Origin of the sequence: Nonomuraea dietziae (assembly GCF_014195505.1) — a bacterium.
Taxonomy (GTDB): domain Bacteria; phylum Actinomycetota; class Actinomycetes; order Streptosporangiales; family Streptosporangiaceae; genus Nonomuraea; species Nonomuraea roseola.
This window is the reverse complement of the sequence record NZ_JACIBV010000002.1, coordinates 663,295-675,541: the sequence shown is the minus strand read 5'-3', so window position 1 is coordinate 675,541 and position 12,247 is coordinate 663,295. Positions and strand designations below refer to the sequence as shown.

The window sequence follows — 12,247 nt, the reverse complement described above, 5'->3', positions numbered from 1 at the left end:
GTTGGATATTCAATATTGGATCCAATCTAGCCGGAGGGTTCGACCCATGCACCCCACCACCCTGTTCGCCGTCGACGGGCTCCTGACCGAGGAGGAGCGCGAGATCAGGAGCGCCGTCCGCCGCGTGTGCGACCGCGAGCTGCGCCCCAACCTCACCACCTGGTTCGAGGAGGGCCAGATCCCCGCCAGGGAGCTGGCTCGCAGGTTCGGCGAGCTGGGCGTGCTCGGGATGCACCTGGAGGGCTACGGCTGCGCGGGCCTGGGCGCGGTCTCCTACGGCCTGGCCTGCCTGGAGCTGGAGGCCGCCGACTCGGGCCTGCGCAGCCTGGTCTCGGTGCAGGGCTCGCTGGCCATGTACGCCATCTGGCGCTACGGCAGCGAGGAGCAGAAGAACGAGTGGCTGCCCGCCATGGCCGCCGGCGAGCGGATCGGCTGCTTCGGCCTCACCGAGCCCGACTTCGGCTCCGATCCGGCCGGCATGCGCACCAGCGCCAAGCGCGAGGGAGGCGACTGGGTGCTGAACGGCACCAAGATGTGGATCACCAACGGCTCGGTCTCCGACGTGGCCGTGGTGTGGGCGCAGACCGAGGAGGGCATCCGCGGCTTCCTCGTTCCGGCGGGCACGCCCGGCTTCACCGCCACGGACCTCAAGCACAAGGTCTCCCTGCGCGCCTCCGTGACCAGCGAGCTGGTCCTCGACTCCGTACGGCTGTCGCAGGAGGCCGTCCTGCCGGGCGCCCTCGGTCTGTCGGGACCGCTGCGCTGCCTGAACGAGGCCAGGTTCGGCATCGTGTTCGGCGCGATGGGCGCGGCGCTCGACTGCCTGGAGACCGCGATCGCCTACGCGGGCGAGCGCGAGGTGTTCGGCAGGCCCCTCGCCTCCTTCCAGCTCACCCAGGACAAGCTCGCCGACATGGCCCTCGAGCTGGGCAAGGGGCTGCTGCTGGCCGTCCACCTGGGCAGGTTGAAGGAGGCGGGCACGATCACACCCGAGCAGGTCAGCGCGGGCAAGCTCAACAACGTGCGCGAGGCCCTGGAGATCGCCAGGACCTGCAGGACCATCCTGGGCGCCAGCGGCATCACTCTGGAGTACCCGGTGATCAGGCATGCGGTGAACCTGGAGTCGGTGCTCACCTACGAGGGCACCTCGGAGATCCACGCGCTCGTCCTGGGCAAGGCGCTGACCGGCCACGCCGCCTTCACCTGACGCAGCCTCCCGCCGGTCGGGCCGCGCTGGACGAGGGCGCCGTCCAACGTCGGAGGGGGTGGGTGATCCGCCCGTGAACGTCGTAGCGTGTGACACATGCGGCATGACGCGATCATCCTCGCCGGCGGGGCGGCCACCCGGATGGGCGGCAGGGACAAGCCCGGCCTGCTGGTCGGCGGCAGGAGCCTGGTGGAGCGGGTGGCGGCCGCCGTTCCCCACGCGGAACGCCTGGTCGTCGTCGGCCCGCCGCGCGACCTGCCGGGGGCGCTCTTCACCCGCGAGGACCCGCCCGGCGGCGGCCCCGTTCCCGCGCTGCGCGCGGGGCTGGCCATGGCGGCGGCGCCCTGGATGGCGCTGCTGGCCGGCGACCTGCCGCTGCTGCTGCCCGAGCACGTCATCGCGCTCCTCGACGCCGCCGACACGCCGGAGCGGGCCGCCGGGGCCGTCCTGCTCGATGACGGCGGGCGTGAGCAGTGGCTGGCGGGGGTGTGGCGGACCGCCGCGCTGCGCGCGGCGCTGGAGGACTACGAGGGCCGCTCCCTGCACGGCCTGCTCGCCCCCCTCGACCCCGTACGGCTGCGCCTGCCCGGCACGCCCTGGCTCGACTGCGACACAATGGACGATCTGCGGAGCCTCACGCAGACCGGCGACGACCCGCACCGACCGCCCGAAAGGAGGGGTGGCGTGAGCTCAGGGCCCGAGGCGGGCGAGCGCTCGCCACACCACACATGAACGTGCTGAGCGAATGGACCGCGCTGGCCTGCAAGGAGCTGGGCGTCGATCCCGCCTCCGTCGACAGGGACCTCATCCTCGAACTGACCAAGGAGGTCGCCCACGGCGTCGCCAGGCCCGCCGCGCCGCTGACCGCCTACCTGCTCGGGCTGGCCCAGGGGTCGGGCACCGCGCCCGAGGACGCCGTCGAGCGCATCACGACGCTGGCCCGCAACTGGGAACGGGCCACGACAGAGACCTTGACCGACGGCTGATGATCGCGGTCAAACCTGAAGGTTTGCTGTGAACCCGAGCAAACGATTTCGGGAAAGCACGCCTATCCGACCGAACAGTCGGAAACAAAATGACTGAGAAAAGGGCGAAGCCGGGTGGTTACGGGGGCAAACCACCCGGCTTCGCTTCATCGGCGTTCCGACGGGGGCCCGGAACGCCGGCACCAGCACTCCGACGGGGGACCGGAGCGCTTGGCTAAAGCGTACACCTACAACCCATGGGATGCGTCAAGACTTAGTCACGACCCGATCTCGCGTCGGTGGAGTGGAATCTCCTGTTGGTCAGGCGCGGGGCTGGAAAAGGTCGGAGGCGGGGCATCCTTGCCTCGCTCATTGGCACCGATTACGGCTATGTATGGCAAAAAGATGGCTCCCGCGATGAACAGCAGCCTGAACGGCCAGGGCACCGGCACCACGACGGCCAGGATCAGGCAGATCGTGCGGATGCCCATCTGGATGAGGTAGATCTTTTCCCTGCGGTTGATGTCCGCGCTGAGAGACGGCCGGGCGTCGGTCACCCGGTGGACGTCCCGCTCGCGCCGCAAACCCTTCACGTCTTCCACCGTAGACCTCGGACGGCACGGGTGCGACGGCGCCCCTGGACGGCGCGGCAGGTCATGCGATCATGGCTTTCGGGTAAGGGAGGAAGAGCTATGTCGGATCGTACGTACCGGGTGACCGAGATAGTCGGCACGTCGGCGGAGAGCCTCGACGACGCCGTCCGCAACGGCATCCGCAGGGCCGCGCAGACGCTGCGGCACCTCGACTGGTTCGAGGTCACGGAGATCAGGGGCCACATCGAACAGGGCGAGGTGGCCCACTACCAGGTGGGGATGAAGGTGGGCTTCAGGCTCGAGGACGCCTGATCTTCTTCACCGTTTCGCGCCGGACGTGACTTCGCCGGGCCCGCGCGGCACACTCTGATATGAAGGGGGCTGCCAGCTCGGCGAAGGGACCACTTGATGACACCGGCCTTACGGGCGCTACGCTCCACCGCCTCGCTGCTCGCGGCGCTGGCGCTGGCCGTACCGCTGGCGACCGCCTGTTCGGCCGCCGGCACGGCGGGACAGGAGAGGGCGGGCCAGGCCGTGACAGGGAAGGCGGCTCCCGTGAAGGCCACCTCCGCGCCGGTGCTGCGGCAGAGCGCCGACGAGGTCGCTCGCACCAGCGCGAGCATGAGGCGGCTTGACGACCTGCCGATGTACGAGATGACCTTCCACGGCGGCTACGACGTCGAGGCGCCGCTGACCGAGGACGAACTCGGCAGGAAGGCCGAGGGGTGGGCCTGCTCGCTGTTCCACAGGGGCGCCGAGTTCGGCCGCAACTTCGACTGGGACGACAATCCCGCCATCGTCGTGCGCGCCGACCCGCCGGACGGCTACGCCTCCCTGTCGGTGGCCGACGCCTACTACGTGCTCGGCAAGACCGGCCCCGCCGACCTCGGCGACCCGGTCGAGCGGCGAAGGCTCGGGCACGCGGTGCTGGCTCCCTTCGACGGCATGAACGAGAAGGGCCTGGCCGTCGGCCTGGCCGCCACCCCGACCGCCGAGCTGCCCGCCCCGATGAAGGGCAGGCCCACGGTGAGCAGCGTGCGGATCATCCGGGTCCTGCTGGACAGGGCGGCCACGGTCAAGGAGGCGCTGGCGCTGATGCGCACCTACAACGTCGACTTCGCCGGCGGACCCCAGGTGCACTACCTGCTCGCCGACAAGAGCGGCGCGTCGGCCGTCGTGGAGTACGGCGAGGGCAGAATGCATGTCCGCGACGACCGCGTCCTGACCAACTGGAGCGTCGTCAGCGGCACCCCCGACGACCGCCACAGGCGACTCACCGCGACGGTCGACTCGAAGGCCGACGGGCTCGACCTGCTGAAGAGCGTGGCCCAGGGCCACACCCGCTGGTCGATCGTCTACGACCTCAACAAGGGCACCGCCAGGCTGGTGACGGCCAAGCGGTGGAACCGGGTGCACCGCCTGACCCTGTGATCGCGCCAGGGCAGGCGGCGCACCGCGAGAGGCGGATCAGTTGGCCTGGCTGACCGTCGACATGTTGAAGTCGGGCACCCTGACCGGCGGCATGATCGTGCGGGTGAAGTAGTCGTTCCACTCGCGCGGCAGCGTCTGCTGGGCGGCCCCGACCTCGCTCAGGCGGCCCAGCAGGTCGACCGGGCTCTCGTTGAACCTGAAGTTGTTGACCTCGCCGACCACCTCGCCGTGCTCGACCAGGTAGACCCCGTCGCGGGTCAGGCCGGTCAGCAGGAGCGTCTGCGGGTCGACCTCGCGGATGTACCACAGGCAGGTCACCAGCAGTCCGCGCTCGGTGGAGGCGATCATCTCCTCCAGCGACCTGCCGCCCTCGCCGCCCCGCATGATCAGGTTGTCGATCGACGGCGTCACGGGCAGACCGCTCAGCTCGGCCGAGTGGCGGGTCTGCATGAGGGCGGTCAGCGTGCCGTCCTTCACCCAGTCGGTCGCCGCCAGCGGCAGGCCGTTGTCGAAGACCGAGCTGCGGCGGCTGGGCGCGTGGGCGGTCACGAACGGCGCGCACTCGATGCCGGGGGCGGCGGGGTCGCTGCTCAGCGTGACGGGCAGCTGGGCGAGGCGCTCGCCGACGCGGGTGCCGCCGCCCGGCTTGGAGAAGACCGTGCGGCCGTCGAGCGCGTCACGCGCGCCGCTCGACCACAGCATGTAGATCATCAGGTCGGCGACCGCGCTCGGCGGCAGCAGCGTCTCGTAGCGGCCGGCCGGCAGGTCGACCCGGTTCTTGGCCCACTCGAGGCGCTGGGCCAGCGAGGAGTCGAGCGCGGCCACGTCGACGTCGGAGAAGTCGCGGGTGGCCACACCCGCCCAGGCCGAGCGCTTGAGGTCGGCGGACTTGGCGTTGAGCTCGAGACGCCCCGTCGGCTGGTCGTGGCGCAGCCGCAGGCCCCTCGACGAGCCGACGAAGGTGGAGGTCAGCGTGTGCTCGGCGAAGCCGTACAGCTTCCTGCCGCCCGCCTCCGCGGCGGCGAACGTCTCACCGAGAGCGGGGGCGAAGTCGCCGAAGACCCCGATCGAGGTGGGCAGCACGGGCTCGACCCAGTTGGCGCTCGAGCCCGCCCCCTCCACCAGGGGCCTGACGTCCTCGGCCGGCTGCGCCTCGCGCGCCGCCGCGTCGGCCGCGGCGACCACCTCGGGCAGCTGCTCGGGCCTGACGGCCGCGCGGGACACCACGCCGACGCCCGCGCCCACGATCGAGATCACGGTCAGCTGCGCCGACCTGGCGACGCCGTTGGTGGTGAGCGTGTTGCCCGCGAAGCGCAGGTTGGCCGTCGAGCCCTCGTCCACGATGACGACGCAGTCGTCGGCCTGGGAGAGCTCGAGCGCCCTCTCGACCATTTCCTGAGGAGATGTCACTTTCCACCCTCCTGCACGGTGTTGAGGATCCTGACGCCGCGGAACAGCGCCGAGGGGCAGCCGTGGCTGACAGGGGCGACCTGGCCGGGCTGGCCCTTGCCGCAGTTGAAGGCGCCACCGAGCACGTAGGTCTCGGGGCCGCCCACGGCCTCCATCGAGCCCCAGAAGTCGGTCGTGGTCGCCTGGTAGGCGAAGTCGCGCACCTGGCCGGCGAGCGCGCCGTTCTCGATCCTGAACGCCCGCTGCCCGGTGAACTGGAAGTTGTAGCGCTGCATGTCGATCGACCAGCTCTTGTCGCCGACGATGTAGAGGCCGCGCTCCACGCCGCCGATCAGCTCCTCGGTGGAGGGGCCGCCGGGGGCGGGCTTCAGCGAGACGTTGGCCATCCGCTGGATCGGCATGTGGCCTGGCGAGTCGGCGAAGGCGCAGCCGTTGCTGGCGCCGAGGCCCTTCATCAGCGCCATCCTGCGGTCGAGCTGGTAGCCGACCAGGATGCCGTCCTTGACGATGTCGAACTCGCGGGTGGCCACGCCCTCGTCGTCGTAGCCGATCGTGGACAGGCCGTGCTCGACGGTGCGGTCACCGACGACGTTCATGACGGGCGAGCCGTAGACGAGCGTGCCGAGCTGGTCGAAGGTGGCGAAGCTGGTGCCCGCGTAGGCCGCCTCATAGCCGAGCGCCCTGTCGAGCTCGGTGGCGTGGCCGATCGACTCGTGGATCGTCAGCCACAGGTTGGAGGGGTGGATCACCAGGTCGTAGTCGCCCGCCTCGACCGAGGGCGCGGCCAGCTTCTCGGCCAGCAGCTCGGGCAGCTGGGCCAGCTCGCCCTGCCAGTCGTAGTGGCCGTTCGTCAGGTACTCGTAGCCCCTGCCGACCGGCGGCGCGATCGTGGACATGTCGTCGAACCCGCTGGGGCCGGCCTTCATCGCGTTCAGCTCGGGGTGCACCCTGACACGCTGCTGGGTGGTGACGGTGCCGGCGGTGTCGGCGTAGAACTTCTGCTCCTTCACCTGCAGGAGCCGCGCGCTGACGTGGTCGGCGCCCTTCAGCAGCCCCGCCGACCAGTCGGCCAGCAGCGCCACCTTCTCCTTCTGCGGCACGGAGAAGGGGTCGATCTCGTAGGCGGAGACCCAGCTGACCTCGCCGTGCACGGGCTCGGGCGCCAGCTCGATGGGCTCCCTGTTGATCGGGGCGCTCACCTCCGCGACCTTGACGGCCTGCGCGGCCACCTCCGCGGCGGCCTCGGGGGTGAGCACGAGGCCCGCGGCGAAGCCCCAGGTGCCGTTCTTGACCACCCGTACGGCATAGCCGAGGTCGTCGGCGTCCATGGCTCCTTCGAGCCTGGCGTCGTAGAGAGCGAGAGACTCGGCTCGCACCCGCTCCAGCCGGAAGTCGGCATGCGAGGCGCCGAGGTCGCGGGCGCGCTGAAGGGCTGCGTCCGCGAGCTGCCTGAGCGGCAGGGCGAGGAAATCGGGATCGATCTGGCGCATGTCAACGATCCTAGCCCTGTGATCTTGTACGTCCCGGACAAGGGGATACCGGCGGGTAGGAGATAGCGTCAGGTCTCATGGCACGCTCTGTACTCGTCACCGGAGGCAATCGCGGCATCGGCCTCGCGATCGCCCGCGAACTGGCCGCGGCAGGCGACAACGTCGCCGTCACCTACCGATCGGGGGAGCCGCCCGAGGGATTGTTCGGCGTCCGCTGCGACGTGACCAGCTCCGACGACGTCGAGGCCGCCTTCGCCAAGGTGGAGGCCGAGCAGGGCCCCGTCGAGGTGCTCGTCTCCAACGCGGGCATCACCAAGGACACCCTGCTGGCGATGATGAAGGAGGAGACCTTCACCGACGTCATCGACGCCAACCTCACCGGCGCCTACCGGGTCGCCAAGCGCGCGATCAGGCCCATGATGAAGCTCAAGCGCGGCCGCATCATCCTCATCTCCTCCGTCGTCGGCCTCAGCGGCCAGGCCGGGCAGTCCAACTACGCCGCCTCCAAGGCCGGCCTGGTCGGCTTCGGCCGCTCCCTCGCCCGCGAGTACGGCTCGCGCGGCATCACCGTCAACGTCGTCGCCCCCGGCTTCGTCAAGACCGACATGACCGCCGAGCTCGACTCCGAGGCGATCGTCAAGAACATCCCGCTGGGCCGGCAGGCCGTCCCCGCGGAGATCGCGCGCGTCGTGCGCTTCCTCGCCAGCGACGACGCCTCCTACATCACAGGGGCCGTGATCCCCGTCGACGGCGGTCTGGGAATGGGGCACTGAAGCATGGGAATCCTCGAAGGCAAGCGCATCCTGGTCACCGGAGTCCTCACCGACGCCTCCATCGCCTTCTCCGTGGCCAAGCTGGCCCAGGAGCAGGGCGCCACGGTCGTGCTGACCGGCTTCGGCCGCCTGTCGCTGGTCGAGCGCATCGCCAAGCGGCTGCCGCAGACGCCGCCGGTGATCGAGCTCGACGTGCAGAACACCGAGCACCTCGACACCCTGGCCGCCCGCGTCGGCGAGCACGTCGACGGCCTCGACGGCGTCGTCCACTCCATCGGCTTCGCTCCGCAGACCGCGCTCGGCGGCAACTTCCTCAACACCACGTGGGAGGACGTCGCCACCGCCCTGCACATCTCCACCTTCTCCTACAAGTCGCTGGCGGTGGCCTGCCTGCCGCTGATGAAGGAGGGCGGCTCGGTCGTCGGCCTCGATTTCGACGCCACCAAGGCCTGGCCCGTCTACGACTGGATGGGCGTGGCCAAGGCGGGCCTCGAGTCAGCCAACCGCTACCTCGCCCGCGACCTGGGCAAGCAGGGCATCAGGGTCAACCTGGTCGCGGCGGGGCCGCTGCGCACGATGGCGGCCAAGTCCATCCCCGGCTTCAAGGAGTTCGAGGAGGCCTGGCCGGAGAAGGCGCCCCTGGGCTGGGACCTCTCCGACACCGAGGTGGCGGCCAAGGCGTGCGTCGCGCTGATGTCCGACTGGTTCCCCGCCACCACGGGCGAGATCGTCCACGTCGACGGCGGCGTCCACGCGATGGGCGTCTAGGTCACACACGCTCTCGAGCCCCCTGCGCTGCCTGCGCGGGGGGCTTCGTCATGCCCGCTGCGGTGTGAAGTGCGGCACTTCAGAGGATGAAATGTTGCAGAGTCTGAAATTTCATCCGTAATCTTGATGTTGTGACCATCGTGGACAGCACAGAAGAGCTCGGGCGCAGAGACAGGAAGAAGCTCGAGACCCGGGCCGCTCTCGAGCGCGCCGCTCTCACGCTGGTCGCCGAGCGGGGCCTGGCCGGTGTCACGGTCGAGGACATCGCCGAAGCGGTCGATGTCTCCTCCCGCACGTTCTTCAACTACTTCCCCTCCAAAGAGGACGCGCTGCTCGGCAGGAGCCCGAGGGCGGAGGCGGAGCTGATCGAACGGCTGGCCCGGGTGCCCGCCGAGATGTCCGCGCTGGCCGCGCTGCGCCTGGTGCTGCTCGACGAGGCCGAGCGCGTCCAGGAGCGGCGCGAGGAGTGGCTGCTCAGGCTGAAGGTGTTCGAGCAGAACCCCTCGCTGCTGCTCAAGCTGTTCTCCGGAGGGGCCGAGGCCGAGCGGCGGCTGGTCGCGGCCGTGGCGGGGCGGCTTCCCGAAGGTCCCTCGGGCACGGCGCACGCCGAGCTCGTCACCGCCGTGGCGCTCACCGCCTTCAGAGTGGCGGTGCTGCGCTGGAGCACGGTCGACATCCCGCTGGCGGGCCTGGTCGACGAGGTCTTCTCGCAGGTGGCCGAGGGGCTGCCCGACCCTAACCCGCCCGCCTGAGAGCCGGCCCACCTGAAACCAGCCCATCTGAAACCCCCGGCCCGTTCCGCGTCCGGCTCTCCGAGAACCGGACCGTCCGAGCCGGCCCCCTTGAAAACCGGCTCGCCCGAAGCGGGCCCGATCTCCACCCGAACCGCCCGGCGGCGGTCGCGCGGCCGAACCGCGCCGTGAACCGGCCACCGCCAGAGAAAATTGAGGAAGCATGACAACCACCAGCGCGCAGCCAGAATCCCCGGCCGCGCCCGCAGGGCCCACCTCGAGGAGAAAGGTACTCCAGGCGCTGTCCGGGCTGATGGTGGGCATGTTCGTGTCCATCCTGGCCTCGACGGTCGTGGCCAACGCCCTGCCGCGCATCATCACCGACCTGCAGGGCTCGCAGACCGTCTACACCTGGATCGTCACCTCCGAGCTCCTGGCGATGACGGCCACCGTGCCGCTGTGGGGCAAGATGGCCGACCTCTACAGCAAGAAGCTGCTCATCCAGCTGTCACTCGGGCTGTTCGTGGTGGGCTCCCTGATCGCGGGCCTCACGCCCAACGTGGAGATCCTCATCGTCAGCCGCGTCGTCCAGGGCATCGGCGCGGGCGGCATGACCGCGCTGTCCATGGTCGTGATGGCGGCCATGATCCCGCCGCGCGAGCTGGGCCGCTACGCCGGCATCTTCGGCGCCGTCTTCGGCGTCGGAACCGTGGCGGGGCCGCTCATCGGCGGGCTGCTCGTCGACACCTCGTGGCTCGGCTGGCGCTGGTGCTTCCTGATCGGCGTGCCCTTCACGCTCGTGGCCATCGTCCTGCTGCAGCGCACGCTGCACCTGCCGGTGGTGCGCAAGCAGGTCAAGGTCGACTATCTCGGCGCCTTCCTCATCACGCTGGGCGTCTGCACGCTGCTGGTGTGGTCGTCGCTGGCGGGCAGCCAGTTCGAGTGGGTCTCATGGTGGAGCGTGGGCCTGGCGGGCGGCGGTGTCGTCGTCCTCGCGCTGGCGGTGTGGGTGGAGTCGAAGGCGGCCGAGCCCATCATCCCGCTGACGCTGTTCAGGAACCGCACGGTCGCCCTCGCCACCATCGCCAGCGTGCTGGTCGGCGTGGCGATGTTCGGCGGCACGGTGTTCCTGTCGCAGTACTTCCAGATCGCGCTCGGCAAGTCGCCGACGGTCGCCGGCCTGATGAGCCTGCCCATGGTCTTCGGCCTGCTGGTCTCCTCCACGGTCGCCGGTCAGCTCATCACCAAGTGGGGCAGGTGGAAGGGCTTCCTGGTGGCCGGCGGCGTCGTGATGCTGGCGGGCATGGGGCTGCTCAGCACCATCGACGGCCAGACCAGCACGCTGCTGCTGTCGGTGTACATGGCCGTGCTGGGCATCGGCGTCGGCATGCTCATGCAGAACCTGGTGCTGGCCGCGCAGAACGACGTGCCCGCCCACGACCTCGGCGTCACCACCTCGATGCTGTCCTTCTTCCGCAGCATGGGCGGCGCGGTCGGTGTCAGCGCCCTCGGCGCGGTGCTTGCCAACAAGATCACCACGCTCATGACGGAGAAGCTCGGCCCCATGGCGGGCGGCTCGGGCGGCGAGGGCCAGACGGTTCCCGACATCTCCACGCTGCCGGCCCCAGTGGTGCGGGTCATCCAGGACGTGTACGCCACGGCCACCGCCGACCTGTTCCTCATCGGCGTGCCGCTGACCGCGCTCGCGCTGGTGGCGGTGCTGTTCATCAAGGAGAAGCCGCTCAACACGCTGTCGGGCGAGGAGCGGCTGGCCAGGGAGCGCGCGGCGGCCGATCACTGACCTGCCCTCCCGCGGGCGCCGCCTCGGCCGAGTTCAGGCCAGGCGGTGCCTGCCTCCGACGCGGATGGGCTCGAACGGCATCGACTCGCCGTGCTCCTCGCGCCTGCGCCGCTGCTGCGACACCCGCGCGGCCAGGACCGCCGAGGCCAGCAGCACGGCCGTCAGCGCGGTGCCCAGCACGTCGGAGTCGGGCTCGCTGGGCCGTACGACCTGGCCGCCGATCTGGTCGGACAGCTTCTCGGAGAACGGGCCCGGCCAGAGCAGCTCCACCCGGGGATCGTCGGGATCGACGGGCGCGGGCTCGTCGGCGACGACCGGGTCGGTGCTCTCCATGTGGGGCCTGGTGACGGGCGGGGTCGGCGCCTCGGTGGGCAGGATCCCCTGGTGCCTGGGCCGCCTGGACGGCGTGGCCGTGGGGGACGGCGTGGGCGTGCCCGTGGCGCTGGGCGAACCCGACGGGCTCGGCCCGGGCCGTCCCGGCTCCGTCACGGAGCCGAGCACCCCCTGCCCCTCGCACGCGAGGACCGGCAGGCAGACGTCCTCGAGCGTGCTGGAGACCAGCCCGCCGCCGTCGCGATCGCCGCCACCGTCGTCGCTCGACGGGGGAGGCGGCTCGTCGGCGGCCTTCGAGGTGGGGGAGGGGGCGGGCCTGCCCGTAGGGGCGACCTCGCCCACGGTGCCGAGGACCGTTCCCGTGGCCTTGTCGACGCCATCGGTCACGGGGCCCAGGGAGTCGCCGGTGACGCCGTCGACCGTGTCGGTCACCCCGTCGACCAGCTCGCACACCCCGTTGGTCACGCCGGACAGCAGCCCGCCGCCTCGCTCGCAGTCGCGCAGCTCGGCCGTCGCCGCCCCCGCGCCCAGCGGGAGCGCCGCCAGCGCGAACGCGAGGAGGCCGACTGAGACCGCCGTCCTGCGGCGCCCAACGCCCATCTATCCCCTCCTGTGTCGATCCGCCCGTGGCCAGCTTGGTGGAGTCGTAGCCGATTTCCACGCAAAGTTACGATTCGATATCGACTAGTGATACGCGAGGGTGACTCTCGTTCTGTCCCTGTCGGCCGGGGCGGCGGAGGGAAGC

General features: G+C 70.5%; 13 protein-coding genes. 9 read left to right on the top strand and 4 right to left on the bottom strand.

All coding sequences use genetic code 11. The features are described from left to right. Positions 1-46 precede the first annotated feature (46 nt). The 3 genes from FHR33_RS45855 (at position 47) to FHR33_RS45845 (ending at position 2,193) form a co-directional block, all read left to right on the top strand. On the top strand, positions 47-1,207 hold the full coding sequence (locus FHR33_RS45855; RefSeq protein ID WP_183661815.1) for an acyl-CoA dehydrogenase family protein: 1,161 nt from the start codon (positions 47-49) through the stop codon (positions 1,205-1,207). Positions 1,208-1,303: 96 nt separating this feature from the next. Next, a complete protein-coding gene (gene mobA, locus FHR33_RS45850) occupies positions 1,304-1,939 on the top strand; it encodes a molybdenum cofactor guanylyltransferase (RefSeq protein ID WP_183661814.1) in 636 nt (211 codons plus the stop codon). Beyond that, positions 1,936-2,193 carry a DUF6457 domain-containing protein gene (locus FHR33_RS45845; RefSeq protein ID WP_183661812.1) on the top strand — a complete coding sequence of 86 codons (258 nt, stop codon included), beginning with the start codon at positions 1,936-1,938 and terminating at the stop codon, positions 2,191-2,193. The genes mobA and FHR33_RS45845 overlap by 4 nt, the downstream gene beginning before the upstream one ends. Positions 2,194-2,450: 257 nt before the next feature. Here the strand turns inward: FHR33_RS45845 and FHR33_RS45840 are convergent, their stop codons facing one another. Continuing rightward, a complete protein-coding gene (locus FHR33_RS45840) occupies positions 2,451-2,765 on the bottom strand; it encodes a DUF3099 domain-containing protein (protein ID WP_183661810.1) in 315 nt (104 codons plus the stop codon). 99 nt (positions 2,766-2,864) lie between these two features. On the opposite strand from FHR33_RS45840, the gene FHR33_RS45835 reads away from it, so the two are divergent. Together FHR33_RS45835 and FHR33_RS45830 are read left to right on the top strand one after the other, a co-directional pair. After that, positions 2,865-3,077: a dodecin gene (locus FHR33_RS45835; RefSeq protein ID WP_183661808.1), complete on the top strand. Its 213-nt coding sequence runs from the start codon at positions 2,865-2,867 to the stop codon at positions 3,075-3,077. A gap of 96 nt (positions 3,078-3,173) precedes the next feature. Continuing rightward, positions 3,174-4,196 carry a linear amide C-N hydrolase gene (locus FHR33_RS45830; protein ID WP_183661806.1) on the top strand — a complete coding sequence of 341 codons (1,023 nt, stop codon included), beginning with the start codon at positions 3,174-3,176 and terminating at the stop codon, positions 4,194-4,196. A 36-nt stretch (positions 4,197-4,232) separates the two neighbouring features. On the opposite strand, the gene FHR33_RS45825 is transcribed toward FHR33_RS45830, so the two are convergent. Next, positions 4,233-5,588, bottom strand: a complete 1,356-nt coding sequence (locus FHR33_RS45825) for a metallopeptidase TldD-related protein (RefSeq protein ID WP_183662326.1) — start codon at positions 5,586-5,588, stop codon at positions 4,233-4,235. Positions 5,589-5,602: 14 nt separating this feature from the next. Continuing rightward, on the bottom strand, positions 5,603-7,096 hold the full coding sequence (locus FHR33_RS45820) for a TldD/PmbA family protein (RefSeq protein ID WP_183661804.1): 1,494 nt from the start codon (positions 7,094-7,096) through the stop codon (positions 5,603-5,605). Positions 7,097-7,173: 77 nt separating this feature from the next. Between FHR33_RS45820 and FHR33_RS45815 the strand changes: the two genes are divergently transcribed. From FHR33_RS45815 to FHR33_RS45800, 4 genes are all read left to right on the top strand, one after another. Then, positions 7,174-7,869 carry a beta-ketoacyl-ACP reductase gene (locus FHR33_RS45815; RefSeq protein ID WP_183661802.1) on the top strand — a complete coding sequence of 232 codons (696 nt, stop codon included), beginning with the start codon at positions 7,174-7,176 and terminating at the stop codon, positions 7,867-7,869. A gap of 3 nt (positions 7,870-7,872) precedes the next feature. After that, positions 7,873-8,637, top strand: a complete 765-nt coding sequence (gene fabI / locus FHR33_RS45810; RefSeq protein ID WP_183661800.1) for an enoyl-ACP reductase FabI — start codon at positions 7,873-7,875, stop codon at positions 8,635-8,637. A 131-nt stretch (positions 8,638-8,768) separates the two neighbouring features. Then, the gene (locus FHR33_RS45805) at positions 8,769-9,389 is read left to right on the top strand and encodes a TetR family transcriptional regulator (protein WP_312896077.1); all 621 of its coding nucleotides are present in this window, start codon (positions 8,769-8,771) and stop codon (positions 9,387-9,389) included. Positions 9,390-9,591: 202 nt separating this feature from the next. Further along, complete coding sequence (locus FHR33_RS45800) at positions 9,592-11,169, top strand: MDR family MFS transporter (RefSeq protein ID WP_183661798.1); 1,578 nt, start codon at positions 9,592-9,594, stop codon at positions 11,167-11,169. 33 nt (positions 11,170-11,202) lie between these two features. Here FHR33_RS45800 and FHR33_RS45795 read toward each other — a convergent pair whose 3' ends face one another. After that, on the bottom strand, positions 11,203-12,102 hold the full coding sequence (locus FHR33_RS45795; protein ID WP_183661796.1) for a hypothetical protein: 900 nt from the start codon (positions 12,100-12,102) through the stop codon (positions 11,203-11,205). Positions 12,103-12,247 lie beyond the last annotated feature (145 nt).

Excerpts from the sequence above, each read along its gene's own strand:
- FHR33_RS45800 (WP_183661798.1), top strand. The coding sequence starts at position 9,592 with ATGACAACCACCAGCGCGCAGCCAGAATCCCCGGCCGCGCCCGCAGGG.
- mobA (WP_183661814.1), top strand. The coding sequence starts at position 1,304 with ATGCGGCATGACGCGATCATCCTCGCCGGCGGGGCGGCCACCCGGATG.
- fabI (WP_183661800.1), top strand. The coding sequence starts at position 7,873 with ATGGGAATCCTCGAAGGCAAGCGCATCCTGGTCACCGGAGTCCTCACC.
- FHR33_RS45795 (WP_183661796.1), bottom strand. The coding sequence starts at position 12,102 with ATGGGCGTTGGGCGCCGCAGGACGGCGGTCTCAGTCGGCCTCCTCGCG.
- FHR33_RS45825 (WP_183662326.1), bottom strand. The coding sequence starts at position 5,588 with ATGGTCGAGAGGGCGCTCGAGCTCTCCCAGGCCGACGACTGCGTCGTC.
- FHR33_RS45815 (WP_183661802.1), top strand. The coding sequence starts at position 7,174 with ATGGCACGCTCTGTACTCGTCACCGGAGGCAATCGCGGCATCGGCCTC.
- FHR33_RS45835 (WP_183661808.1), top strand. The coding sequence starts at position 2,865 with ATGTCGGATCGTACGTACCGGGTGACCGAGATAGTCGGCACGTCGGCG.
- FHR33_RS45830 (WP_183661806.1), top strand. The coding sequence starts at position 3,174 with ATGACACCGGCCTTACGGGCGCTACGCTCCACCGCCTCGCTGCTCGCG.
- FHR33_RS45845 (WP_183661812.1), top strand. The coding sequence starts at position 1,936 with ATGAACGTGCTGAGCGAATGGACCGCGCTGGCCTGCAAGGAGCTGGGC.
- FHR33_RS45820 (WP_183661804.1), bottom strand. The coding sequence starts at position 7,096 with ATGCGCCAGATCGATCCCGATTTCCTCGCCCTGCCGCTCAGGCAGCTC.
- FHR33_RS45855 (WP_183661815.1), top strand. The coding sequence starts at position 47 with ATGCACCCCACCACCCTGTTCGCCGTCGACGGGCTCCTGACCGAGGAG.